The organism is Aerophototrophica crusticola (assembly GCF_012913305.1).
Taxonomy (GTDB): domain Bacteria; phylum Pseudomonadota; class Alphaproteobacteria; order Azospirillales; family Azospirillaceae; genus Niveispirillum; species Niveispirillum crusticola.
On the sequence record NZ_CP051775.1, the window covers coordinates 41,644 to 67,553 of the forward strand.

The 25,910-nt window shown below is 70.5% G+C and carries 16 protein-coding genes and 2 pseudogenes; 14 read left to right on the plus strand and 4 right to left on the minus strand.

Annotation, left to right across the window (positions count from 1 at the left end; all coding sequences use genetic code 11):
- From xdhA to HHL28_RS00280, 10 genes and pseudogenes are all read left to right on the plus strand, one after another.
- Window positions 1-1,446: a xanthine dehydrogenase small subunit gene (xdhA, locus tag HHL28_RS00235; protein WP_169654481.1), complete on the plus strand. Its 1,446-nt coding sequence runs from the start codon at window positions 1-3 to the stop codon at window positions 1,444-1,446.
- A pseudogene (xdhB, locus tag HHL28_RS00240) lies at window positions 1,439-3,768 on the plus strand (xanthine dehydrogenase molybdopterin binding subunit). The gene xdhA and the pseudogene xdhB overlap by 8 nt, the downstream one beginning before the upstream one ends.
- Before the next feature lie 53 nt (window positions 3,769-3,821).
- Window positions 3,822-4,676, plus strand: a complete 855-nt coding sequence (gene xdhC, locus HHL28_RS00245; protein WP_404326146.1) for a xanthine dehydrogenase accessory protein XdhC — start codon at window positions 3,822-3,824, stop codon at window positions 4,674-4,676.
- 174 nt (window positions 4,677-4,850) lie between these two features.
- Window positions 4,851-6,563, plus strand: a complete 1,713-nt coding sequence (locus HHL28_RS00250) for a methyl-accepting chemotaxis protein (protein ID WP_075770638.1) — start codon at window positions 4,851-4,853, stop codon at window positions 6,561-6,563.
- A 137-nt stretch (window positions 6,564-6,700) separates the two neighbouring features.
- Window positions 6,701-7,900: a urate hydroxylase PuuD gene (locus HHL28_RS00255; protein WP_075770639.1), complete on the plus strand. Its 1,200-nt coding sequence runs from the start codon at window positions 6,701-6,703 to the stop codon at window positions 7,898-7,900.
- Window positions 7,901-7,903: 3 nt separating this feature from the next.
- A complete protein-coding gene (gene puuE / locus HHL28_RS00260; protein WP_075770640.1) occupies window positions 7,904-8,818 on the plus strand; it encodes an allantoinase PuuE in 915 nt (304 codons plus the stop codon).
- Window positions 8,815-10,077 carry an allantoate amidohydrolase gene (locus HHL28_RS00265; RefSeq protein ID WP_075770641.1) on the plus strand — a complete coding sequence of 421 codons (1,263 nt, stop codon included), beginning with the start codon at window positions 8,815-8,817 and terminating at the stop codon, window positions 10,075-10,077. The genes puuE and HHL28_RS00265 overlap by 4 nt, the downstream gene beginning before the upstream one ends.
- Complete coding sequence (locus tag HHL28_RS00270; protein ID WP_075770642.1) at window positions 10,074-11,303, plus strand: ArgE/DapE family deacylase; 1,230 nt, start codon at window positions 10,074-10,076, stop codon at window positions 11,301-11,303. Before HHL28_RS00265 ends, HHL28_RS00270 begins: the two co-directional genes overlap by 4 nt.
- Before the next feature lie 131 nt (window positions 11,304-11,434).
- The gene (locus tag HHL28_RS00275; RefSeq protein WP_169654483.1) at window positions 11,435-13,558 is read left to right on the plus strand and encodes a penicillin acylase family protein; all 2,124 of its coding nucleotides are present in this window, start codon (window positions 11,435-11,437) and stop codon (window positions 13,556-13,558) included.
- A complete protein-coding gene (locus HHL28_RS00280) occupies window positions 13,513-13,716 on the plus strand; it encodes a penicillin acylase family protein (RefSeq protein ID WP_404326149.1) in 204 nt (67 codons plus the stop codon). The genes HHL28_RS00275 and HHL28_RS00280 overlap by 46 nt, the downstream gene beginning before the upstream one ends.
- Window positions 13,717-14,057: 341 nt before the next feature.
- Here HHL28_RS00280 and HHL28_RS00285 read toward each other — a convergent pair whose 3' ends face one another.
- Together HHL28_RS00285 and HHL28_RS00290 are read right to left on the minus strand one after the other, a co-directional pair.
- Window positions 14,058-14,285 carry a hypothetical protein gene (locus HHL28_RS00285; protein WP_075770643.1) on the minus strand — a complete coding sequence of 76 codons (228 nt, stop codon included), beginning with the start codon at window positions 14,283-14,285 and terminating at the stop codon, window positions 14,058-14,060.
- 49 nt (window positions 14,286-14,334) lie between these two features.
- Window positions 14,335-15,708, minus strand: coding sequence for a hypothetical protein (locus tag HHL28_RS00290; protein WP_075770644.1), 1,374 nt, complete (start codon window positions 15,706-15,708; stop codon window positions 14,335-14,337).
- Window positions 15,709-15,908: 200 nt separating this feature from the next.
- Here HHL28_RS00290 and HHL28_RS00295 point away from each other — a divergent pair, with 200 nt between their 5' ends.
- The 3 genes from HHL28_RS00295 to HHL28_RS00305 are packed head-to-tail and all read left to right on the plus strand — an operon-like array spanning window position 15,909 to window position 19,878.
- Window positions 15,909-17,732, plus strand: coding sequence for a DUF885 domain-containing protein (locus tag HHL28_RS00295; RefSeq protein ID WP_075770645.1), 1,824 nt, complete (start codon window positions 15,909-15,911; stop codon window positions 17,730-17,732).
- A gap of 11 nt (window positions 17,733-17,743) precedes the next feature.
- Window positions 17,744-19,606: a DUF885 domain-containing protein gene (locus HHL28_RS00300; protein ID WP_169654487.1), complete on the plus strand. Its 1,863-nt coding sequence runs from the start codon at window positions 17,744-17,746 to the stop codon at window positions 19,604-19,606.
- Window positions 19,603-19,878 (plus strand): hypothetical protein, encoded by a 276-nt coding sequence (locus HHL28_RS00305; protein WP_075770646.1) that lies wholly within the window; start codon window positions 19,603-19,605, stop codon window positions 19,876-19,878. Before HHL28_RS00300 ends, HHL28_RS00305 begins: the two co-directional genes overlap by 4 nt.
- Before the next feature lie 469 nt (window positions 19,879-20,347).
- Here HHL28_RS00305 and HHL28_RS00310 read toward each other — a convergent pair whose 3' ends face one another.
- On the minus strand, window positions 20,348-20,920 hold the full coding sequence (locus HHL28_RS00310; RefSeq protein ID WP_075770647.1) for a YcbK family protein: 573 nt from the start codon (window positions 20,918-20,920) through the stop codon (window positions 20,348-20,350).
- 302 nt (window positions 20,921-21,222) lie between these two features.
- On the minus strand, window positions 21,223-24,057 hold the full coding sequence (locus HHL28_RS00315; protein WP_404326151.1) for a cation-translocating P-type ATPase: 2,835 nt from the start codon (window positions 24,055-24,057) through the stop codon (window positions 21,223-21,225).
- A 363-nt stretch (window positions 24,058-24,420) separates the two neighbouring features.
- On the opposite strand from HHL28_RS00315, the pseudogene rho reads away from it, so the two are divergent.
- Window positions 24,421-25,685, plus strand: a pseudogene (rho, locus tag HHL28_RS00320) (transcription termination factor Rho).
- Window positions 25,686-25,910: the final 225 nt, after the last annotated feature.

Genomic DNA, 25,910 nt, shown 5'->3' on the forward strand with positions numbered 1-25,910 from the left:
ATGCGGAATGAGGTGCGGTTCCTGCTGGGCGATGAGCCCGTGACCCTCACCGGCGTGGACCCCACCACCACGCTGCTGGACTGGCTGCGTGACCAGCGCCGCCGCACCGGCACCAAGGAAGGCTGCGCGGAGGGCGACTGCGGCGCCTGCACCGTGGCGGTGGGCAAGCCCGTGGACGGCGGGATCGAGTATGAGGCGGTGAACGCCTGCATCCGCTTCCTGCCCACGCTGGACGGCACCCGCGTGCTGACGGTGGAGGATTTGGCCAAGGACGGCACCCTGCACCCGGCCCAGCAGGCCATGGTGGACTGCCATGGCAGCCAGTGCGGCTTCTGCACCCCCGGTTTCGTCATGTCCCTGTGGGTCCTGCACCAAGACGGCCCCGCCTCGCCCCAGCGGGTGGATGATGCCCTGGCCGGTAACCTCTGCCGCTGCACCGGCTACCGTCCCATCGCCGACGCGGCCCAGAAGATGGCGGAGCTGCCGGCCCCGCCACGGGATGAGACGGCGGCCCTGGCCCGGCTCCAAGCCTGGGCGGACGGGCAGACCCTGGACGTCTCCGCCAACGGCCAGCGCTTCGTCGCGCCCACCACCCTGGACGAATTCTGCGACCTGGCCGCCGCCCATCCGGACGCCTGCATCCTGTCCGGCGGCACCGACGTGGGCCTGTGGGTGACCAAGCAGCTCAAGCGCCTGGGCACCGTCATCTACACTGGCAAGGTGGCCGGGCTGGACGCCATCACCGACGCCGGCGACCACCTCCGCATCGGCGCCGCCGTCACCTATACTCAGGCGCAGGATGCCCTCGCCGCCCTCTACCCCGATATGGGGGAGCTGGTGCGCCGCATCGGCGGGCAGCAGGTGCGCAACATGGGGACCATTGGCGGCAACGTCGCCAACGGCTCCCCCATCGGCGACACGCCCCCGGCCCTGATCGCCGCCGGGGCGGGGCTGGAGCTGCGGTTGGGGCGCGGCGTGCGGGTGATCCCGCTTGAACGCTTCTTCCTGGACTACCGGAAGCAGGACCGCTGGCCGGGGGAGGTGGTGACCGCCATCCTGCTGCCGAAGCCTGCCCCGGGCAGCCTGTTCCGCGCCTACAAGGTCTCCAAGCGCTTCGACCAGGACATCTCCGCCGTCTGCGGCGCCTTCTCCATCCAACTTGATGGCGGGGTGGTGCGGGCGGCCCGCCTCGCCTATGGCGGCATGGCCGGGGTGCCGAAGCGGGCGGCGAACGCGGAGGCCGTGCTGGTGGGCCGGCCCTGGGACGAAGCCGCGGTGCGGGACGCCATGGCCGCCCTGGCCCAGGATTTCACCCCCATGTCCGACATGCGCGCCAGCGCCGCCTATCGGGCCAAGGTGGCGGCCAACCTGCTGTACCGCTGCTGGCTGGAGACGGCGGCCGCCCTGCCCATGCGCCTCACGGGGCGGGAGGTGGCGCATGCGTGACGAGCCCAAGCTGCCCGGCAACACCACCCTGGTCCACGAACCCCGCCCCCATGACAGCGCCATCCGCCATGTGACGGGGGAGGCGCTGTATGTGGACGACATCCGGGAACCCGCCGGCCTGCTCCACCTCTGCCTCGGCCTGTCGGAACGGGCGCATGCCAGGGTGTTGTCCCTGGACCTGACCGCGGTGCGCACCCACCCGGGCGTGGTGGCGGTGCTGACGGCGGCGGACGTGCCGGGGGTGAACGACATCTCCTGCATGGGCCGGATGGACGAGCCGCTGTTTGCCGACACCCTGGTTGAGCATGTCGGCCAGCCCCTGTTCGCCGTGGTGGCGGAGACGCGGGACGCCGCCCGCCGCGCCGCCCGGCTGGCCCGGGTGGCGTATGAGGATTTGCCGGCCATCCTGGACATTCCGGCCGCGAAACAGGCCGGTGCCGCCGTCGTCTTCCCGCCCATGACGCTGAGCCGGGGCGACGCCGCTTCCGCCATCGAAACGGCGCCCCATTCCGTAACCGGAACAGTGGTGATGGGCGGGCAGGAGCATTTCTACCTGGAAAGCCAGGTGGCCATGGCCCTGCCGGGGGAGGGGGGGAGATGATGCTCCACGTCTCCACCCAGCACCCCAGCGAGGTTCAGCATGTGGTCGCCCATCTGCTGGGCCTGCCTACGGCGCTGGTGACGGTGGAGGTCCGCCGCATGGGCGGGGCCTTCGGCGGCAAGGAGACCCAGGCGAACCTGTTCGCCGCCACGGCCGCCCTGGCCGCCCACCTCACCGGCCGCCCGGCCAAGCTTCGCCCCGACCGCGACGACGACATGGTGCTGACCGGCAAGCGCCATGACTTCCAGGTGGACTATCGGGTGGGCTTCGACGGCCAGGGCCGCATTTTGGGCGCCGACTTCCTGTTCGCCGCCCGGGCCGGCTATGCGGCGGACCTGTCCGGCCCCATCACCGACCGGGCCCTGTTCCACTGCGACAACGCCTATTCCTATGGCGCCGTCCACGCCACGTCCTTGGCGCTAAAGACCCACACCCAGTCCAACACCGCCTTCCGCGGCTTCGGCGGGCCCCAGGGAATGGTGGCGGCGGAGCGGGTGGTGGAAGAGGTGGCCTACAGCCTGGGCCTCGACCCGCTGGACGTGCGCAAGGCCAACCTCTACGGCCCCGGCCGGAACGTGACCCCCTACCATCAAGTGGTGGAGGATTGGGACGTGCTGGCGGCCATCATCGACCAGCTCGAATCCGAAAGCGACTACCGCGCCCGCCGGGCCGACATCCGCGCCTGGAATCAGGCCAGCCCCGTGCTGAAGCGCGGCATCGCCCTGACACCCGTCAAGTTCGGCATCAGCTTCACCAACACCGCCTACAACCAGGCCGGCGCCCTGCTGCATGTCTATCGTGACGGGTCCGTCCACCTGAACCATGGCGGGACGGAGATGGGCCAGGGCCTGTTCACCAAGGTGGCCCAGGTGGTGGCGCAGGAGCTGGGCATCGGCCTGGACCGGGTGCGCCTGATGGCCACCAACACGGCGAAGGTGCCGAACACGTCGGCCACCGCCGCCAGCTCCGGCTCCGACCTCAACGGCATGGCGGCCCGTGACGCCGCGCAGACCATCAAGGCCCGCCTCACCGCCTTCGCCGCGGAAAAGTACGGGGTGGATGGGGCAGACGTACGCTTCGCCGACGGGCGCGTACGGGTAGGGGCGGCGGCCGATCTGGCCTTCGCGGAACTGTTGGAACTGGCCTACCAGGCCCGGGTCCAGCTCTCCGCCACCGGCTTCTACAAGACGCCCAAGATCCATTGGGACCGCAAGGCAGGCCGCGGCCGGCCCTTCTACTACTTCGCCTGCGGGGCATCGGTGTCGGAGGTGACCATCGACACGCTGACGGGCGAGTACCGGGTGGATCGGGTGGACATCCTGCACGATGTGGGCCGCAGCCTGAACCCGGCCCTCGACATCGGCCAGGTGGAGGGCGGCTTCGTCCAGGGCATGGGCTGGCTGACGACGGAGGAGCTGTGGTGGGACGCGGCGGGCCGCCTGCGCACCCACAGCCCCAGCACCTACAAGATCCCCGCCTGCTCCGACCGTCCCCGTATCTTCAACGTCAAGCTCCTGGACGGCCACCCGAACCGGGAAGAGACGATCCATCGGTCCAAGGCGGTGGGGGAGCCGCCCCTGATGCTGGCCATCAGCGTGCTGCATGCCCTGTCCGACGCGGTCGCCAGCGTGGCGGACCACAGGCACCCGCCCCGCCTGGACGCCCCAGCCACCCCCGAACGGGTGCTGATGGCGGTGGAGCGGCTGAAGGGGCTGGCATGACGGAACCCCTGTCCCAAACCTTAAGCACTTGGCTCTCCCGCGGAGACGCCGCCGTGCTGGTCCGCGTCGCCGCCGCCAGGGGCTCCACCCCGCGGGAAGCGGGGGCCTGCATGCTGGTGGGCCCTGTCCGCCTCGCCGGCACCATCGGCGGCGGAAGGCTGGAGTGGGAGGCGGTGGGACAGGCACGGCGCATCCTGGCCGGCATCGCCGACCCCGGCCCGCTGGACCTGCCCCTGGGGCCCAAGCTCGGGCAATGCTGCGGCGGCCTGGTCACCCTGACCTTCGAGCAAGCGGATGCGGGCACCGTACGTGCACTGGAGGCTTCGGAGCGTACGGCCGCGCATGCTCTGCCGTCCGTGTACGTCTTCGGCGCCGGCCATGTGGGCAAGGCCCTGGCCACGGCCCTCTCCCCCCTGCCGCTCTGCACCGTCTGGGTGGACAGCCGGGCGGAGGAATTCCCTGACCGCCTGCCTCCCGGCATCGCCAAGCGCTGTGTGCCCGACCCCTTGGCGGAGGTCGCCGCCGCCCCGCCGGGCGCCGCGCTTTTGGTACTGACCCACTGCCACGACCTGGACTTCGCCCTGGCCGGGGCAGCGCTGCGCCGGGGCGACCTCTCCTATGTCGGCCTGATCGGCTCCGCCACCAAGCGGGCCAAATTCCTCCGGGGCTTCCGGGGCGCCGGCGGCACGGCGGAACAGGCGGGCAAGCTGGTCTGCCCCATCGGCGGCGACAGGGTGCGCGACAAGCGCCCCGCCGTCATCGCCGCCCTCGCCGTGGCCGAGGTGCTGACCGCCCTCGCCACCCGCCAGCCCACGGCGGAGGCGCCGGGCCGCACGTGCCTCGCCTGCAAGCCGGGGGAGCGGTGTATGGACGCCGCACCGCCGCAGAAGACGGGTTTTCCCGGCTAGCAAATTCGGGTTAATCCGGCGAGCAAGGCAGCCCGGAGAGACGCGGCTATCCTGTCAGCTTATCCCTACCATCCATATGGCGATTGTCCTACGACCCCGGTCCCGGGCTTGTCCCCTTCGCGTCCGCAAAAATCTTAAGGGCTGTTTTCGCCATGTGGGCAAGGGGGACAGGGCATGCGGCTCGCGAACATGAGGATCTTGGGCAAGCTGATGGTGCTGGTGGGACTGCTGACCGGGGTGACCCTGGTGGTCAGCACCGTCAGCGTCATTGAGTTGGACCAGCTGGGCGACGCCACGGTGGAGGTGGGCACCGTCTCCCGGCTTGCCGTGACGGGGGCACGGGCCAACCAGAATGTCATCGCCATGAACCGGGGGGAATTCCGCGCCGCCGCCGACCCCTCCGCCGACCAGGTGGCGGAAGTCCGCAGGACCATGGACGAACAGCGCAGGGAGTATGAGGACCGGCTTGCCCGCCTGCGCGCCGCCGTTGGCGACGATCCCCAAGCCCGGGCCCTGGTCGCCAAGGTGGAGGCCGCCTATGCCACCTACGGCAAGGAACTGGAGGATACCTTCGCGGTCATCGACCGGGTGGGCGGCCAGGTAACCCTGTCGGACGCCCAGCAGGCCATCCGGGACAGCGCCCTGGCCAGCCGTGCCGCCGCGACCACCCTGCAGGCGGAGATGCGGCAGCTCAACGACCATTTGATCGCCCGGGCGGAACGCACCATGGCAAAGGCGGAAGACACTGTCGGCACGCTCCAGATGGTCATGCTCGCGGTGGCCGGCCTGGGCGTGGTGGGCGGTTTCGCGGCGGGTTACCTGTTGGCCCAATACGGCATCTCCCGCCCCATCGCCCGATCGGTGGATGAGCTGAACCGGCTGGCCTCCGGCGACCTGTCAGTTACCGTCCAAGGCGCCGACCGCGGGGACGAGATCGGGGAGATCGCCCGCGGCCTTGCCGTCTTCCAGGACAACATGCGCCGCACCCGGCAGCTCGAGCAGGAAGCCAAGGAGCAGGAGGCCCGCGCCGCGGCCGAGCGCCGCCAAGCCATGCTGGCCCTGGCCGACCAGTTCGAGGGCTCGGTCAAGGGCGTGGTGCAGGCCGTATCCACCGCTGCCAACCAGTTGCAGGCCAGTGCCCAGAGCATGTCCGCCGTGGCGGAGCAGGCCAACCGCCAGTCCGCCGCCGTGGCCGCCGCCACGGAACAGGCCTCCAGCAACGTCCAGACCGTCGCCAGCGCCGCGGAAGAGCTGTCCGGTTCCATCCAGGAGATCAGCCGGCAGGTCGTGGAGTCCTCCCGCATCTCCCAAGAGGCGGCGGGGGAGGCCCAGCGCACCAACCTGACCGTGGGCGGCCTGTCGGAGGCGGCGGAGCGGATCGGCGAGGTGGTGGGGCTGATCAGCGACATCGCCGCCCAGACCAACCTGCTGGCGCTGAACGCCACCATCGAGGCCGCCCGGGCGGGGGAGGCCGGCAAGGGCTTCGCCGTCGTCGCCAGCGAGGTCAAGCAGCTCGCCAACCAGACCGCCCGGGCGACGGAGCAGATTGCCGCCCAGGTGGCGGGGATTCAGTCCCAGACCGGCGGCGCCGCCGCGGCCATCGGAGGGATCAGCGAGACCATCACCCGGGTGAACGAGATCGCCGCCTCCATCGCCGCCGCCATGGAGGAGCAGACCGCCGCCACACAGGAGATCGGCCGCAACGTCCACCAGGCCGCCAGCGGCACGGCGGAGGTGGCCAGCAACATCGCCGGCGTCAGCCAAGCGGCGGCGGAGGCCGGCAGCGCCGCCGCCCAGGTGCTGGGCGCCGCCACCAGCCTGTCAGGGGAGGCGACCCGGCTGTCGCGTGAGGTGGACGCCTTCATCGCCCGTATCTGGGCGGCCTGAGCGGGATCGGGCGGGGGCAGGGCGCTACCCCATTCCCCCGCACTTCCTTGAAAGTGCTTTAGGCGCCAAGCCCTTCCGCGGGAACACGGCCTGCCCGACACTGGCCCTTCCTCGGACCCCGCCGGGAAGGGCCGCGCATGGAACTGATGTTGTGGGAGTGGTTGGGCACGCTGGTGCGGTGGCTGCACGTCATCGCGGCCATCGCCTGGATCGGCTCCAGCTTCTACTTCATCCACCTGGACCTGTCGTTGCGGAAGCGGGCCGGCCAGGCGGAGGGGGTAATGGGGGAGGCCTGGCAGGTCCATGGCGGCGGCTTCTACCACATGCAGAAATACGGCGTGGCCCCGGCGCGGATGCCGGAGGAGCTGACCTGGTTCAAGTGGGAGGCCTACACCACCTGGCTCAGCGGCTTCGCCCTGCTGGTGGTGGTCTATTACGTGGGCGCCGCCACCTACCTGGTGGACCCGGCCGTTGCCGCCCTGTCGCCGATGCAGGCGGTGGGCCTCAGCGTCGGCGGCATTGTCCTGGGCTGGCTGGCCTATAACGGCCTCTGCCGGTCGCCCCTGGGGAAGAGTGACCTCTGGCTCGGCCTCGCCACCTACGGCTTCCTGGTGCTGGCCGCCTGGGGCTTCGCGCAGCTCTTCTCCGGCCGCGGCGCCTACATGCAGGTGGGGGCCATGGCGGGCACCATGATGGCGGCCAACGTGGCCATGGTCATCATCCCCAACCAGCGCAAGGTGGTCGCCGACCTCCTCAATGGGCGCTGCCCCGACCCGAGCCTGGGCAAGCAGGCCAAGCAGCGGTCCCTGCACAACAACTTCCTGACGCTGCCCGTCGTCTTCCTGATGCTGGGCAACCACATGCCCCTGGCCTTTGGCAGCCCCTACGCCTGGGTCATCGTCGCCCTGGTCCTGCCGGTGGGCGCCGCCATCCGGCACTTCTTCAACAGCTGCCACGCCGGCAAGCCTACCCCATGGTGGACCTGGGGCGTGGCCGCGGCGGGCATGGCCGGCGTCATCGCGCTGAGCATTGCCGGCACCGCACACGCCGCCGAACCGCCGAAGGGCATGACTGCCGAGGGCTTCGCGGCGGTGGAGGAGATCGTGACCACCCGCTGCTCCATGTGCCACGCGGCCCAGCCCGCCTGGGACGGCATCGTCGCCCCGCCCAAGGGCGTGCGGCTGGACAGTGCCGATGCCATCGCCCGGCACCTCATCCAAGTGCGGGTGCAGTCGGCATTGACCCATGCCATGCCCCCCGCCAACGTGACCGAGATGACGGCGGAGGAGCGCGCCATCCTCCGCGCCGCCACCGAAAACCTCCGCCCCGGCTGGTGAGCCATGGCCCCAGACTACCCCCGCGACCTCATCGGCTACGGCCAGCACCCGCCCCACGCCCAATGGCCCGACGGTGCCCGCATCGCCCTCCAGTTCGTCGTGAACTATGAGGAGGGGGGCGAGAACTGCATCCTGCACGGGGATAAGGCGTCGGAGGCCTTCCTGTCAGAGATCGTGGGCGCCCAGGCCCTGCCGGGCGTACGCCACATCAACATGGAAAGCATCTACGACTACGGCGCCCGCGCCGGCTTCTGGCGGCTGCACCGGCTGTTCACGGAGCGGCAGGTCCCGGTGACCGTCTTCGGCATCGCCATGGCCATGGAGCGCAACCCCGAGGCCGTGGAGGCCATGCTGAAGGCGGATTGGGAGATCGCCAGCCACGGCTACCGTTGGATCGACTACCAGTTCATTCCGGAGGAGGTGGAGCGCGAACACATCGCCACCGCCGTGGAGATACAGCGCCGCCTGACCGGGGCGGCGCCCAAGGGCTTCTACCAGGGCCGCTGTTCCCCCAACACGCGGCGCCTGGTGATCGAGCATGGCGGCTTCACCTACGACGCCGACGCCTATGACGATGAGCTGCCCCATTACGTGACCAACGAGGCCGGCCGCATCCTGGTGGTGCCCTACACGCTGGACGCCAACGACATGCGCTTCGCCACGCCGCAGGGCTTCAACAGCGGCGACCAGTTCTATGCCTACCTCAAGGACAGCTTCGACCTGCTGTACGCGGAAGGCGCGAAGGCGCCGAAGATGATGAGCGTCGGCCTGCATTGCCGCCTGGTGGGCCGCCCCGGCCGGGCGGCGGCGCTGGCCCGCTTCCTGGACTATGCCCTGTCCCACGACCGGGTCTGGTTCGCCCGCCGGATCGACATCGCGGAGCATTGGCTGAAAACCCACCCGGCGGAGGGCGCATGACCGCGGCGGTGACGGCGGAGGACGCCGCCCGCCTGATGGCGCGGCTGGACCAGCTCGCCAGCTTCACGGAGGTGCCGGGCCAGCTCACCCGGCCCTACCTGTCCCCCAGCCACCGGGCCGCGGCGGGGCAGGTGGCGGCCTGGATGCGCGACGCGGGCATGAAGGTCAGCCTGGACCCGCTGGCCACCGTGGTGGGCCGGTATGACGGCACGGACCCTGCCGCGCGCACCCTGCTGGTCGGTTCCCACATCGACACGGTGCGGGACGCCGGCAAGTATGACGGGAACCTGGGCGTGCTGCTGGGCATCGGGCTGGTGGAGGCGCTGCACCGGTCCGGCACCCGCCTGCCTTTCGCGGTGGAAATCCTGGCCTTCGGGGATGAGGAAGGGGTGCGCTTCCCCGGCACCCTGCGCGGGTCCGCCGCCGTGGCCGGCACCCTGACCGACGCGCAGTTGGACGTGGCCGACGCCGACGGGGTGACCGTCCGCCAAGCCCTGCGGGAGGTTGGCTGCGACCCCAGCGCCTATCCCACCGCCGCCCGCCGCCGCGACGACCTGCTGGCCTTCCTGGAGGTGCATATCGAGCAGGGCCCGGTGCTGGAGGCGGAGGACCTGCCCGTGGGCATCGTCACCGCCATCGCCGCGGCGAGCCGGTTCGAGGCGACCCTGTCCGGCACCGCCGGCCACGCCGGCACCGTGCCCATGCGCCTGCGCCAGGATGCCCTGGCCGCGGCGGCCGAGTGCGTGCTGGCGGTGGAGCGGATCTGCGCTGCGCGGCATGAGCTGGTGGGCACCGTCGGCCGGATCGAGGCCCTGCCGGGGGCGGTGAACGTGATCCCGGGGCAGGCGCGCTTCAGCCTGGACCTGCGCGGCCCCACCCATGCGGAGCGGGACAGTGCCTGGGGCGTGATCCTGGCGGAGTGGGAGGCCATCTGCCGCCGCCGCGGCACCGCCCTGTCCGTCCGGCAGACCCACGGCCATGACGGCTGCACCTGCGCCCCCTGGCTGATGGACGCCATGGGGGCCGCCATCGCCCGGGCCGGCATCCCGCCCTTCCGCCTGCCCAGCGGGGCCGGCCACGACGCCATGTCCCTGGCCGGCCTGACCGACGTGGCCATGCTGTTCGTCCGCTGCGCCGGCGGTATCAGCCACAACCCCGCCGAAAGCATCACCGAAGGTGACGCGCAGGTGGCCCTATCCGTGATGCTGGACTTGGTCCAGTCCCTGTCCCCCATTCCGCCTGCCCGAGAAACCACATGACTGCCGACGCCATCGCCCGCCTCGACCGCTTCGTGACCGAGCATCTGGACCAGGAGGTGGAGTTCCTTCGCCAAGTGGTGCGGGTGCCCAGCGACAACCCGTCCGGCAACTGCGCCCCCCACGCCGCGGCCACCGTACCCTTGCTGGAAGCGCTGGGCTTCACGGTGGAGCAGCACCCGGTCCCGGCCGACCTGGTGAAGGCCGTGGGCATGGTCAGCGCCACCAACCTCATCGTCCGCCACCGCTTCGGCCCCGGCCCGACCATCGCCCTGAACGCCCATGGCGACGTGGTCCCGCCGGGGGAGGGCTGGACGGTGGACCCCTATGGCGGGGTGGTGCGGGACGACGCCCTCTATGGCCGCGGCGCCGCCGTCTCCAAGTCCGACTTCGCCACCTACGCCTACGCCCTGCTGGCCCTGAAGTCCCTGGGCGAGCCGCTGGCCGGGACGGTGGAACTGCACCTGACCTACGATGAGGAGACGGGTGGGGAGATCGGGCCCAAATGGCTGATCGAGCAGGGCCTAACCAAGCCGGACTTGGCCATCTGCGCCAGCTTCGCCCACAGCGTGGTGGTGGCCCACAATGGCTGCCTGCACCTGGAGGTGAAGGTGCGCGGCAAGATCGCCCACGCGGCCCTGCCCCATACCGGCCGTGACGCGCTGGAGGCGGCGACGGCAATCCTCAACGCCCTCTATGCCTACCGCAAGGGCCTGTCGGCCACGACATCGTCCGTCAACGGCATCACCCACCCGACCCTGGTGGTCGGCCTGATCAAAGGGGGCGTGAACACCAACGTGGTGCCGGACCTGGTCACCCTGCGCCTGGACCGCCGCATGGTGCCGGAGGAAGACGCGGCGAAGGCCGAGCAGGCCCTGCGCGACGTGATCGCCCGGGCCGCCGCCACCCTGCCCGGCATCACGGTGGAGGTGACCCGCGTCCTCCTCGCCAAGCCCCTCGCTCCCCTGCCGGGGTCCGACCGGCTGGCCGGGGTGCTGGCGGTGGAGGCGGAGCGGCTGCTGGGCCACCCCGTGCCCCAGGTGGGCGTCCCCCTCTACACCGACGCCCGCCACTATGCCGAGGCCGGCATCCCCACCGTCCTGTTCGGCGCCGGCCCCAAGACCATCCTGGAAGCCGGCGCCCATGGCGCGGACGAGCATGTCAGGATCAGTGACCTGGAGGCGGCGACCAAGGCCGTGGCCGCGGGGCTGTACCGGCTGATGGCATAGGGGGCGTGACGCGGGGGTAACCCCGAAACAACCCGCCGCCTGCCTTGGGGATAGCTGGGGTGCGGGCGGGGGCGTGGTTCCCTGGTGGGTGGAGGCGCCAGAACCTCCGCCACCAATGGGAGGATACCCCCTTGACCCAGCCCCTTCCGGTCGGGCGCCGGCGCCTTGCCGCCCTTGCCCTGGCCGCCATCTTGGCGGCGCCCCTGCCGTTCGCCGTACCAGCCACCGCGCAGACCACCGCCACCCTTTCCCCCGCCACCATCACCTGGGACCAGTACGGCGTGCCGCACATCCAGGCGGACACGCTGGAAAGCGCCGTCCGGGCCCTGGGTTATGCCCAGATGGAGGCCCATGCCGAGCTGCTGCTGACCAACGTGGCCCGCGCCCGCGGCCGGGCGGCGGAGTACATCGGCGTCGGCCAGAACGGGGTGAACCTGCAAAGCGACCGCTTCGCCCGCGCCGTGGGCATCCCGGCCCGGGCGGCACAGTGGCTGCAAGAGGGCAGCCCCCGCCAGAACGCCATCCTGGAGGCCTTCGCCCGCGGGGTGAACGAGTATGCGCAAGGGGCCGGCGGGGCCACCATCTCCCCCCTGCTGCGCCAGGTGCTGCCGGTCACGCCGGCGGACCTGCACGGGCTGACCCTCTACAGCATCCACTATACCTTCCTGACGGAGAACGCGAACGTCCCCGGCCAGGTGGCAAGCTGGGAAGGGGGCCAGTCCGCCAGCCTGCCGGCACAGGGGGGTGAGGGGCCGGGCTCCAACGCCTTCGCCCTGGGACCCACCCGCACCCAATCCCGCAACGCCATCCTGATGGGCAACCCGCATTTGCCCTTCGGCTCCGCCGTGCCGGCCCAGGGGCTGGAGCTGTACCAGTGGTTCGAGGCGCACCTGCGGTTCGGCGAGACCAACGCCTATGGCGCCACCTTCATCGGCGCGCCCTTCATCGGAATTGGCTTCAACCAGGACCTGGGCTGGACCCACACCAACAACACCATCGACAACGCCGACCTGTATGAGGTGCAGCTCACGCCCGAGGGCGGCTACGTCTTCGACGGGACTGTCCGCCCGCTGGAGAACATCCGGGTGGAGACGCTGCGGGTCCGCCAGCCCGACGGCACGGTGACGGAGCAGCAGCTCACCCTGGCCGGCACCATCCACGGCCCCCTCGTCTCCCGCCGTGCCGACGGCAAGGCCCTGGCCCTGCGGGTGGCGGGGGTGGAGGAGGAAGGCATCGTCGAGCAGTACTGGGACATGATGCTGGCCGGGAACCTGGAGCAGTTCCAGGCGGCCCAGCGCCGGTTGCAGATGCCCTTCTTCAACGTCATGTACGCCGACCGGTTCGGGGAGATCTTCTACCTGTTCGGCGGGCGCCAGCCCCGGCGGCCCTATGGCACCACCGACGATTGGGACGGCATTATCGACGGTTCCACCAGCGGCACGCTGTGGACCGACATCTTGTCGTTCGAGGAGCTGCCACAGGTGGGCGACCCGCCCTCCGGCGTGCTGCACAACTGCAACGACCCGCCCTGGACCAGCACCTTCCCTCAGGTCATCCGCGCGGAACAGTACCCGGCCTGGGTCTCCCCGGTGGAGATGTTCCCCCGGGCACAGCATTGCGCCCTGGCGCTCCAGTCCCAGCGCCGCTTCACCGCGGACGAGGTTCGTCGGGCCAAGATGTCCGGTCGGATGCTGCTCGCCGACCGGGTGCTGGGCGACCTGACCAAGGCGGGCTACACTTCCGCCGACCCCGCCGCCCGGCGCGGCGCCCGCGTGTTGCAGACTTGGGACCGGGAAACGAGGGCCGACAGCCGCGGCGCCGTGCTGTTCCAGCGCTGGTTCGAGCTGTTCGTGGCCGACCCGGCGGCCCCCCAGGGCACCTGGCGCGGCTATCCCGCCTTCGACGTGCCCTGGGACCCCGACAAACCCCTGACCACCCCCCGCGGCATCCAGGACGAGGGCCGCGCGGCACTTGCCCTGGCCAAGGCGGTACGGGAACTGGAGGCGCAGTACGGCACCCCCTATGTGGCCTGGGGCCAGGTGAACCGCGGCATCCTGTTCGGCCGCGGGCCGGAGTTCTTCCCCACCGGGCCGCTGGCCGACATCGCCGGCAATGGCGGGCCGGGGGATTTGGGCACCCTGCGGGTCGCCTATTTCTCCCCCTCGGCGACGGGCGAAGCTTCTTCGTGGGCGGGGACAGTTACGTGCAGGTGGTGGAGTTCGCCCCCACCGGACCCAAGGCGCGGACCGCCCTGACCTATGGCAACAGCAGCCGCCCTGGCTCCCCCGACATCACCGACCAGCTCCGCCTGTATGAGCGGCGGGAACTGCGCAAGGTGGCCTTCACGCCGGAGGAGGTGGCCGCCGCAGGGGTGCGGACGGTACAGCTCCCCGCCCTGGCGGACGGGAGCTGAGCGGCATCTAGCAAGGATGGCCCCACCCGGCCAGGCGTCGGCCGGGTGGGGGGTGGGACAAGGGAAAAGGTTGAGGTCGAACGGCATCGCCGCGTCCCCTCCCCCTGAGGGGGAGGGACAGGGAGAGGGGTTGGGCCCTCTCCGAAGATGGAAACCTGCGGCTAGGCTCCTGCTGTCCTGGTCGCGCCACCCCTCTCCCTGTCCCTCGCCCCCTGGGAGAGGGGACGGAACGGCACGGTTCGACTTGTCCCAATATCGAAATCCAGTTTGGCAGCAAGCCTGTTGGCGCTTGCCCGAAGCACGGGTGAAGCGGCAGATTTCCTGGACGAATAACGCCCCCTTCAATCCGGCGGCAGGGTCTGCTCGCTCTTGCCCAGGATCTGCGAACCGGCGCCGCCCTCGGTGGCGTCCTTCTTGTTGGCCTGGGCCTGCTCCGTCTCCCGCCGCTTGGCGGCGTCCCCGCCCATCAGCCGCTCCGCCTCCTCGGCATTGTCCTTGGGGTTGCTCCGCAACGCATCGGCGAAGGGGGATTGGCCCTCGGCGCCGGGCTTGCTGCTGTCCGCTGCCATGATGGTCCTCCGGTGGGTGGTGTCGCACCCCCCAACAGGCGGCGGGGCCTCAGCGTTTCAGCTTGCGCAGCAGGGCGCCCGCGTCTTCCGACATGCCGAAGCGGCGGCACAGCTCCAGGGCCGGGGCCACCTGGCCGGCCATGGCGCGGCGGGCCTGGGGGGCCAGGTCGGCGTTGCGCAGGTAGCGGTCCACCTGTTCCGCCACCTTCTCCCCCAACCGGAACCGGGCGCGGGCGGCGCGGCTGTTCTTCTCGCCCGTGTCGGCCAGGGCCAGCAGCAGCGGCAGCGCCAGGGACAGCCGGGGCAGCAGCCGGGCGGCACGGGCCTGCTTGTCCGGCGGGCCCAGCATCACGTCATGCAGATCGTCCAGGTAGCTGTCGCAGGCCCGTTCCACATGCTCCATCGGCACGCGGCGGGGGATGGCGTCGAACACGCCGCGCACCACGGGCTTGCCGTCCCGCACCGCCGTGAACAGGGGCACCCGGGCCAGCCGCTCGGTCAGGCGGCTCAACCCCGCCAGGGCTTCGGCCATGTCGGACAGGGTTTCCGCCGGCTGGCTGCGGGGCGGCTTGGCCAGCGCCTCCGCCACCTGGCGGGCCAGCCGGTCGCAACGGTGGGCCAGCCATTGCGCCGCCAGGCTGTCCGGCGCCGACAGCGTGTCGAAATGGAAGGGGAAGGCGTCGATCACGTCGATGGGGGCGGCCGTCATCTCGAACAGGTACAGGATGTACAGGTCGAACTGCTCCTCCAGCCGCTCATAGACCACGTACCAGTTGGTGTGCAGCCGCAGGGACTGGACGGTGCTGGGGCCGACCCCGCTGACCTGCTGGAAATAGCGCACATTGGGCATGATCAGCCGGTGCCACTTCAGCACCTGTGCCAGGAAGGCCAGGCAGGGCAGGTCCCCCGGCTGCACCCCCGGCACCGCCTTCAGGTCGGCGTTGTTCAGGAAGAAGGCCGCCAGGTCGCCCACCTGGGTCGCCACCCGGTCCAAGGCCGCCATATCGTCGTCGAACAGGGCCACCAGGTGTCGGCGGCGGAGCTGGTCCACCAGGTCATGGTTCCCCGCCTCCAAGGCCGCCCACAGGGGCGCCAGCACCCGGCGGGGCACGATCCAGGGGGCGGCGGGGTCCGCCAGGGGCCGGTCGGCCAGGAAGCGGTGGGCGGGCAGCCAGGCCAGCCGCTCCACCCCCAGCACCCGCGGCGGCCGCACCTGCCGCAGCCGTGGGCGCAGCACCGACAGCAGCTCGGGCGGGGAGCCTTCCAGCAGCCCCTCGAACTCCAGCGATCGGGCCAGCTTCACTACGTCCGCGTCCGACAGGGCCGCCAGGGCGCGGGCCTGCGCCTCGGCGCTGCTGGCGGTGCGGAAGGCCTCCTGCCGGGCGGGGGACAGGTCGGTCGGGGCGGCGGGCGATCCGGTCATCGGGTCCCAGGGTGGCGGCGATTACATGCATGACTATACAACCGGGCTAAGCCGGCCGGTACCGGAAAGCGGTGCCCGGCGTACCCTTTGGCCGGGTCCGCTCCCGCCCCGGGGCAGGGGTCCACCCTTGCCCCGGGCCGCCGGGGCCGCGTAGGCTGGCCGCCCCGGGGCCCTGGCCCCGCAAGAAGACGGGGGACGGGATGCTGGGACGGCGCGGATTCCTGTGTGCCTGCTGCGGCTTGGCCGGCTACGCCCTGGTGGGCGGCCGGCTGGAGGCGAGGGCAGCCGCCCCCGCAGCCGGGCAGGGGGACGCGGATCTCTACCGCTTCCTGGAAGACAGCTTCCAGGCCGCCGTCGCCCGGTCGCATGAGACGCGCACCTGGCTGGGCCTGCCCGGCGACCATTCCGCCTGGGACGACATCGGCGAGGCGGGCGCCGCCGCGGACGCCGCCTTCGCCGAAGCGCAGCTCACGGCCTTGCGCAAGCACGACCCCGCGGGCCTGTCCGACGCCGCGCGGCTGGACCGGCAGCTTTATGAGCAACGGCTGCTCGGCCAGCTTGAGGCCCATCGCTGGCGGCTGAACTCCTACCCGGTGGAGCATTTCAACGGCCGCCACGGCGCCATCGTGGACCTGCTGAGCGGCACCCACCCCATCCGTGACGCCCGCGACGCCCAGGCCTGGATCACGCGGGTGCGGGCCGTGCCCGGGGCGGTGGACCAGTTGCTGGCCGCGCTCGAGGTGCGCGCCGCCCGGGGCGTGCTGCCGCCGCGCTTTTCCTTGCAGAAGTCCCTGGATGCCGCCCGCAACGTCCTGTCCGGCCGGCCTTTCACGGCGGGGCCGGGGGACAGCGCCCTGCTGGCCGCCTTCGGCCGCAAGCTGGACGCGCTGAAACTGCCGCCGGCGGAATCGGAAGCGCTGATGGCCAAGGCCGCCGCCGCCCTGTCCGACAGCTTCGCTCCCGCCTGGACCCGCCTTGCCGCGGGGCTGGAGGGGCTGGTCGCCCGGGCCACGGACGATGACGGCGTCTGGAAGCTGCCCGACGGGGCCGATTTCTACCGCTACTGCCTGAAGGACCACACCACCCTGGACCTGGACCCGGAGCAGGTCCACGCCCTGGGCCTGTCGGAGGTGAAGCGCATCCAGGCTGACATGGCGGAGATCCAGGCCAAGGTGGGCTTTAAGGGCTCGCTCCAGGATTTCTACCGCTTCCTGCGCACCGACGACCGTTTCTACTACCCGGACACGGATGCGGGCCGCGCCGGCTACATCCGCGATGCCAGCGCCATCCTGGACGGGCTGAAGGCCGTGCTGGACGGCCAGTTCGGCCTGAAGCCCAAGGCCCCGCTGGAGGTGCGCCGCTTCGAGCTGTACCGGGAGGCGAGCGAGACCATCGCCCGCTACGGCCGCCCGGCGGCTGACGGTTCCCGCCCCGGCACCTATTACGTCAACCTGTCCCGCATGCGGGAGATGCCCAAGTACCAGATGGAAGTGCTGGCCTTCCACGAGGGCATCCCCGGCCACCACATGCAGATCGCGCTCGCCCAGGAAATGTCCGGCCAGCCCACCTTCCGCCGGTTCGAGTTCCACACGGCCTATGGCGAGGGCTGGGGCCTGTACAGTGAGCGGCTGCCGAAGGAGCTGGGCTTCTACCAGGACCCCTACAGCGACTATGGCCGCCTGACCTTCGAGCTGTGGCGCGCCGTGCGGCTGGTGGTGGACACCGGCATCCACGCCAAGCGCTGGACCCGGCAGCAGGCCATGGACTATTTCACCGCCAACCTGGCCTTCACGCCAGAGGTGGCAGAGCGGGAGGTGGACCGTTACATCGTCTACCCCGGCCAGGCCTGCGCCTACCATATCGGCCTGCTGGAGATCCTGAAACTGCGGGACCGGGCGCGCGGCGCCCTGGGCCCCCGCTTCACCGCGGCCAGCTTCCACGACGCGGTCCTGGGCAGCGGGTCGGTGCCGCTGCCGGTGCTGGGCCAAGTGGTGGACGCCTGGGTCGCCAAGACGAAAGCCTGAAGGGGAAGGGGATGAGCATGCCCATGATGAACCGCCGCGCCCTGCTGGCCGGGGCCGCGGCCCTGGCGGCCGTTCCCGCCCTGCCGTCCCTGGCCCAGGTGCCCCTGCCGGGGCCGCTGGACCTGACCGCCGCCGCCAAGCCCAAGGACAAGGGCGACGTGGCGGCCCTGGCGGAGTTCTTCGAGCAGGTGTTCGAACAACAGGCGGCCCTGTCGCCGGAGTTCCAGACCCAGCTCGGCCTGAGGACCAACTACGACAAGTGGGACGACCGCTCCCCCGCCTTCCGTGACGCGCGGCTGGCGCGCACCAAGGACGCCCTGGCCCGGTTGCGGGCGGGCTGGGACCCGGCCCGGCTGCCGGAGGCGCACCGGGTCAACTTCCGCATCTTCGAGGCCCAAGCGGAGCGGGAGGTGGAGGAGGGGCGCTGGCGCGACCACGAATACGCCCTGTCGCACCTGTATGGCCGCCACACCGGCGTCCCCAGCTTCCTGATCAACCAGCACCGGGTGGACACCCCCGATGACGCCCGCGCCTATGTGGCCCGGCTGGAAGGCGTGCCACTGGTCCTTGGCCAGGCGGTGGAGCAGGCGCAGCGCAGCGCCGCCAAGGGCATCGTCCCGCCCCGGTTCAGCCTGGAGAAGATGCTGCCCGACGCCCGCGCCGTCGTCACCGGCGCGCCCTTCGACAACGGCCCGGACAGCAGCCTGTGGGCCGACATCAAGAAGAAGGTGGGCGCGCTTCCTGCCGACGAGGCCCAGAAGCAGGCCCTGCTGAAACAGGCGGAATCCGCCCTGACTGGCAAGGTCAAGCCGGCCTACGACCAGCTCATATCCGCCATGGAAGCATTGGCCGCCAAGGCCACGGACGATGACGGCGTCTGGAAGCTGCCGGACGGGGAGGCCTATTACCGCTTCACCGTGCGGGAGGCCACCACCGTGGACATGGCGCCGGAGGAGGTCCACCAGGTGGGCCTGCAAGAGCTGCGCAAGCTGCAGGATGAGATGCGCGGCGTGATGAAGGCGGTGGGCTTCAAGGGGGAGCTGAAGGAATTCTTCAATTATCTGCGCACCGACGACCGCTTCTACTACCCCAACGACGATGCGGGCCGCGCCGCCTACCTCAAGCAGTGCGAGCAGGTGCTGGCCGACTTCCGCCCCAAGCTGGATGAGATGTTCATCACCAAGCCCAAGGCGGAGCTGGTGGTGAAGCGGGTGGAGCCGTTCCGGGAAAAATCCGCCCCGCCGGCCTTCTACAACCGCCCCGCCCTGGACGGGTCGCGGCCCGGCATCTTCTACGCCAACCTCGCCAACATGCGGGAGATGGCCAAGTGGCAGGTGGACGCCATCGTCTACCATGAGGGGCTGCCGGGCCACCACATGCAGATCGCCATCGCCCAGGAACTCCAGGACGTGCCCACCTTCCGCAAGTTCGTCGGCTTCGGCGCCTATTCGGAGGGCTGGGGCCTGTACAGCGAGCGGCTGCCGAAGGAGATCGGCTTCTACAAGGACCCCTACAGCGACTTCGGCCGGCTGAGCCTGCAAGCATGGCGCGCGGTGCGGCTGGTGGTGGACAGCGGCATCCACGCCAAGAAATGGACGCGGGAACAGGCTATCCAGTTCTTCGTGGACAACACCCCCCTGTCGCGGGAGCAGTGCACGCGGGAGATCGACCGCTACATCGTCAACCCCGGCCAGGCCACCAGCTACTTCATCGGCCTGCTGAAGATCCTGGAGCTGCGGGACAAGGCCAGGCAGGCCCTGGGGCCGAAGTTCGACCTGCGCGGCTTCCACGACGCCGTCCTGCGCAGCGGCGCCGTCCCCCTGCCGGTGCTGGGGGAGCAGGTGGAAGGGTGGGTAAGGTCCGTCAAGGCATGACGCTGCTGGATTTAGGTGCCGCCACGACCCTGGCCGCCCGCTTGGTGGCCGAACGGCAGACGGAGCAGACCGGTCCCCTCGTGCTCGGCGACCCGGTCGAGTTCCAGGACGGCTGGCTGTTCCCCTACCAATCGTCCTGGGCCCTGGACGGGGACGAGGAGGCCGAGCTGTCCGGCTTCGGCCCGATCTTCGTGCGCCGCACCGGCACCTGGTTCGAGGTGCCGGCGTATTACGACGTGGGCGAGTTCCTGGGCCGGCTGGGGGTGCGGTGACCGGCGTGGGTCCTTGGTGCTATCGAGGCGGTTGGGCTTGGGGAGGCCTCACGGCCATTGACACGGACGACACGGATGCCGCTGCGCGGCCACGGATGACACGGACGCGCCAACGGTGCCGGTCGTGCGCTGACGGTGCCGTCGGTGCGGCGAAGCCGCAATAAACCTCATGGGGGTGGTAGCCTGCCTACGGCGTACACGAATAGACACGAATGAGCAGGATCGACAGTAATAAAGAAAAATTAGGATAGGTTGCCTGCGGCGCTAAAAAATATCTTTCGTCAGTAATATCTTTATTCGCGTTTATTCGTGTCCATCCTTTTGATTCATGTACGCCGTAGGCCACCCCCGGCTCGAGCACCATCACCTTGTCCGTGTCGTCCGTGGCCGCGCCAGCGGCATCCGTGTCGTCCGTGTCAACGGCCGTAACCCCTCCCCAGGCCCGACCGCCCTCGTCCCGCACCCCAACCTACCGCGTGCGCCACGTCCGCACGGGCCCCGTGTCGATATGCGTGTGGCCGGTGGAGGGGTAGTAGGCGGCGCCGCCGCGTTGCATGGTTTTGGCGATCTCCGCCAGGGCGCCGCCGGGCAGGACGGGGACCTTGAAATCCAGCGCCTTGCCTTGCAGGTGGAAACTCTCCCGCGCCGCGCCGCCGTTCTGCTTGACCAGTTGGGCGTTGCTCTGGGGCGAGCGGTAGCCGGAGGAGACGTGCACCTCCGTCGTGGGCGGCAGGCCGGTGCGGTAGAGCAGGTCGAAGACGAAGTCCAGCAGCAGCGGGTCGATGCCTGCCACCTCCCCGCTGTTCCGGTCGCGCAGCAGCAGGTTCACCTTCTCCAGCGCCCGCTTGTCGTAGCCGCCATTGTGGAAATAGACCACGTCCGCCCGCTCCCCGCTCTGGGGATGCACCAGCACCACCCGGCGCACGTCCGGCAGGGGCGGCAGGTCAGGCGGCGGCCCCTCCTCCGGCACCGGGGCGCGGGCGGCGCAGGCGGCGAGGGCCAGGGGGAACAGCAGGGAAAAGGCGCGGCGGCTGAGGGGCAAGGCGCTCCTCCGGGAAACGGGCAGGGTCCCTTTTAGCACGAAAGGGTTAGGGAACTGCTAGCGGGTGCTTGGCCCGTCGGCTAGGGCGTGTCGGTTTGGGGAAGGGGTTTGCCGTCGGGCACCTTTCCAGCCGCCGTGCGCGCCGTGAAGGGGTATTGGGAACGCAGAGGACGCAGAGGGCCGCAGAGGACACAGAGGGTTTGCGGTACCCTGGAGCATTGCCTTACCGCCAGGAGCATCGTGCCCGATTTGATCCCTTGGGTGGGAACCGCCCGCGTCCCAAGCCGAACCCATCCCTGTCCTCACCGGCCATCCCTCTCATCCCTGTTCTTGTAAGTTCCTCTGTGTCCTCTGCGGCCCTCTGCGTCCTCTGCGTTCCAAGTCAGCACGCCATCCTCTGGCGAACCGCCCAGGACTTTGCCGCGGGTGCTTCCATGAGGGTACGGGTCATCCCCACCGCCGCACCACCACCTTCTCCCCCTCCACCAGCAGGAACAGCACCACCGCCAGCCCGGCCAGCGCCAGCCAGTCCCCCGCGGGGTGCCCATGGTGCCGAACACGGCCTGCAGCGGCGGGGCGTAGGTGAAGGCGAGCTGGAGGGCCAGGACCAGCGCCACGGCCGCCAGGGTCAGCCGGTTGCCCGCCAGCGTGTCCCGCCGGAAGGCGCTGGCCAGCAGGGAGCGGCAGTTGAACAGGTAGGCCGCCTCGAACAGCACCAGGGCGTTCACCACCAGGGTGCGGGCCTGCTCCACCGGGCGGCCGTCGGCCAGGGCCTGGAAGAAGACCAGGGCGCAACCCGCCACCATCAGCCCGGTGACGAAGCCGATGCGCCAGACCAGGAAGCCGGACAGCAGCGGCACCCGCGGCGGCCGGGGCGGGCGGGCCATCAGGCCCGGGTCCGCGGGGTCGAAGGCGATGGTCAGGGACAGGGTCACGGCCGTGACCAGGTTCACCCACAGCACCTGCAAGGGCGTCACCGGCAGCAGGGTCCCGGCCAGCACCGCCAGCACGATGGTCCCCGCCTGGCCGAAGCTGGTGGGCAACACATAGGTCAGCGCCTTGCGGAGGTTGTCGAAGACCGTCCGCCCCTCCTCCACCGCATGGACGATGGTGGCGAAGTTGTCGTCGGCCAGCACCATGTCGGCGGCCTCCTTCGCCACCTCCGTGCCCTTGGCGCCCATGGCCACGCCCACGTCGGCGGCCTTCAGGGCCGGGGCGTCGTTAACCCCGTCGCCGGTCATGGCGATGATGCCCCCGTCCCGGCGCAGCGCGTCCACCAGCCGGATCTTGTGCTCCGGCGTGGCGCGGGCGAAGACGGCGTTGTCCCGGGCCGCCCGCGCCAAGCCGTCATCGTCCAGCGCGTCCAGCTCGGCCCCGGTCACCACCCCGCCCCGTATGCCTACGGACTCGGCGATGGCCTTGGCAGTGCGGCCATGGTCGCCGGTGATCATCTTCACGGCGATGCCGGCGGCGGCGCACTGGCCCACGGCGCGGCGCGCCTCCTCCCGCGGCGGGTCGATCAGCCCCACCAGCCCCAGCAGCACCAGGCCCCCGTCCAGGTCGCGGACCTCCAGCACCTCCGCCGCGTCCATGGGCTTGTAGGCCACCGCCAGCACCCGCTGCCCCTCCGCCGCCAAGCGCTCCACCCGCGCCGTCCAGGCGGCATGGTCCAGGGGGCGGAGGCCGTCCGGGTGCTCCTCCAGGGCGGCGCGGGCCAGGATCGCCTCCGGCGCGCCCTTCACATAGGCCGTGGACGCCCCGCCCGGCGGCCGGTTCAGGGTGGCCATGAAGGCCCGGTCGCTCTCGAACGGCACGGCGTCCAGCCGCCCGTGCCCGGTGCCCCCGTCCGCCAGGGGCAGCCCCGCCTTGCCGGCGAAGGCCAGCAGCGCCCCGTCCACCGGGTCGCCCTGCACCGTCCAGTCGCCGTCCACCTTCACCAGTTGGGCGTCATTGCACAGCAACCCGGCCCGGGCCAGGTCGGCCAGCAGGGCAGGGGACCCGTCCCCCTCCGCCAGCGCCAGCGCTCCCTCGGGCGCATAGCCCACGCCCTCCGCCCGCCACATCGCGGTGCCGGCCAGGGCGGTGCGGACCGTCATCTCGTTCCGGGTCAAGGTGCCGGTCTTGTCGGTGCAGATGATGCTGACGGCGCCCAGGGTCTCCACCGTCGGCATGTGGCGGATGATGGCCTTGCGCCTTGCCATGCGGGTCACGCCGATGGCCAGGGTCACGGTCAGGATGGCGGGCAGCCCCTCCGGGATGGCGGCCACGGCCAGCCCCACCGCCGCCTGGAACATCTCCGTCGCCGTATAGCCGCGGAACAGCACGCCGACGGCAAAGGTCAGCCCGCCCAGCACCAGGATGGCGGCGGTCAGCCAGCGGCCGAAGCTGCCCACCTGGGCCATCAGCGGCGTCTCCCCGTTGTCCGTCCCGGCCAGCAGGCGGCCGATGCGGCCCAGTTCCGTGGCGTCCCCCGTGGCCGCCACCACCCCCAGCCCGGCCCCGCGGGTCACCAGCGTGCCGGAAAAGGCCACGGAATGCCGGTCGCCCAGGGCGGCGGAGGGGGCGGCTGGGTGGCTGGCCTTGGGGGAGGCGACGCTTTCCCCCGTCAGGGCGGATTCCTGCACCTCCAGCCCCTTGGCCTCCAGCAGGCGCAGGTCGGCGGGAACCTTGTCCCCCGCCGCCAGCACCACCACGTCGCCGGGCACCAGGCTCTCGGCCGGGACGGTCTGCCGCTCCCCCGCCCGCAGCACGGCGGCCTGGGGGGACAGCATGTCGCGGATGGCGTCCAGCGCCTGCTCCGCCTTGCCTTCCTGGACATGGCCGATCAGGGCGTTGATCAGCACCACGGCCAGCACCACGGCGGCATCCGCATACTCCCCCAGCAGGGCCATCACCAGGGCGGCCGGGATCAGGATGGCGATCAGGGCATTGGCGAACTGGCGCAGGAAGCGGCGCAGGGCGGACACCCGCGGCGGCGGCGTCAGCCGGTTGGGGCCGTGCAGGGACAGGCGCCGCGCGGCTTCGTCCCCGGCCAAGCCTTGCCCGCTGCTGCCCAGATGGGCCAGCACCTCTTCCCCCGGCAGGGCATGCCAGTCGGGCGGCAGGGCGGGGGGCGCTTGCGGGCGGGTGGCGGGCATGGCGTCCCTTCTTGTCGCGGGCGGGCCCGGTGACCTTTGTCAGGGCGAACGGTTCGCCGCATTGATCGACCTCAATCCCGGCCGGACCAAGCCCCACCACCCCCCTCCGAAATCGCCACAAGGCGGTATCGCTTTTGCTTTGACTTGCCCCAGGGGGTGGGCTAACCATCCATTCCGCCAAAGGCCCGCTTCCCCGAGAACCCAAGGCGTTCTCCGCCGCCCGTCCCCCGGGCGACGTCCGGGTGACCCAACCGCGGCATCTACCCCGGACCGAGCAACGGTTTGGTGCGGCCTCCCCGGCCAGCCCGACCGGATTCTCCCCTCCCCCGACCATCCCCCCGCAGCCTCAGACACGCACCATCCATGAATCTCCAGGAACTCAAGGCCAAGACCCCGCCGAACTCCTCGCCTTCGCGGAGGAGCTGCAGATCGAGAACGCGGGCACCCTGCGCAAGCAGGACATGATGTTCGCCATCCTGAAGCAGCTGGCCGACAACGACGTGCCCATCTATGGCGAGGGCGTGCTGGAGGTCCTGTCGGACGGGTTCGGGTTCCTGCGCAGCCCGGAAGCCAACTACCTGCCGGGCCCGGACGATATCTATGTCTCCCCGTCCCAGGTGAAGCGCTTCGGCCTGCGCACCGGCGACACGGTGGAGGGGCAGATCCGTGCGCCCAAGGATGGGGAGCGCTACTTCGCCCTGCTGAAGGTCAGCACGATCAACTTCGACCACCCGGAGAAGGTGCGCCACCGCATCAACTTCGACAACCTGACGCCGCTGTACCCGGATGAGCGGCTGAAGCTGGAGATCGAGGTCGACCTCAGCGGCAAGAAGAAGGACATGACCACCCGGGTCATCGACTTGGTCAGCCCGCTCGGCAAGGGGCAGCGCGCCCTGATCGTGGCGCCGCCGCGTACCGGCAAGACGGTGATGTTGCAGAACATCGCCCACAGCATCGCCACCAACCACCCCGAGGTCTACCTGATCGTCCTGCTCATCGACGAGCGGCCGGAAGAGGTGACCGACATGGCCCGCTCCGTGCGGGGTGAGGTCATCAGCTCCACCTTCGACGAGCCCGCCACCCGCCACGTGCAGGTGACGGAGATGGTGCTGGAAAAGGCCAAGCGGCTGGTGGAGCACAAGCGTGACGTGGTGATCCTGCTGGACAGCATCACCCGTCTGGGCCGCGCATACAACACGGTGGTGCCGTCGTCGGGCAAGGTGCTGACCGGCGGCGTGGACGCCAACGCCCTGCAGCGGCCCAAGCGGTTCTTCGGCGCCGCCCGCAACATCGAGGAAGGCGGTTCGCTGACCATCATTGCCACGGCGCTGATCGACACCGGCAGCCGCATGGACGAGGTGATCTTCGAAGAGTTCAAGGGCACCGGCAACAGCGAGATCGTGCTGGACCGCAAGCTCAGCGACAAGCGCATCTTCCCGGCCATCGACATCCAGAAGTCGGGCACCCGCAAGGAAGAGCTGCTGGTGGACAAGGGCGCCATGGCAAAGATGTGGATCCTGCGCCGCATCCTGAACCCCATGGGCACCCAGGACGCCGTGGAATTCCTGGTGGACAAGCTGAAGCAGTCGAAGACCAACAACGACTTCTTCGACAGCATGAACCAGTGACCGCCAAAGGCAGGCGCAAGGGGCAGGGGGCGCTTCGGCGCCCCTTCGCTTTTTCAGGACTACGCGAGGCCTTGCCGGGTGCCAAGGGGCGGGAGCCCGTCCTTGGCCGTCAGGAATGGTGTCTTCATATTAGTTTTTTCTGGTTTTCCGCCCGAAAGGGGTGAAGGCCGAACGGTTCGTCTCTTCGGCCTAGGCGTGACCGCGCGCACAGCCGTCCCCGGTCGG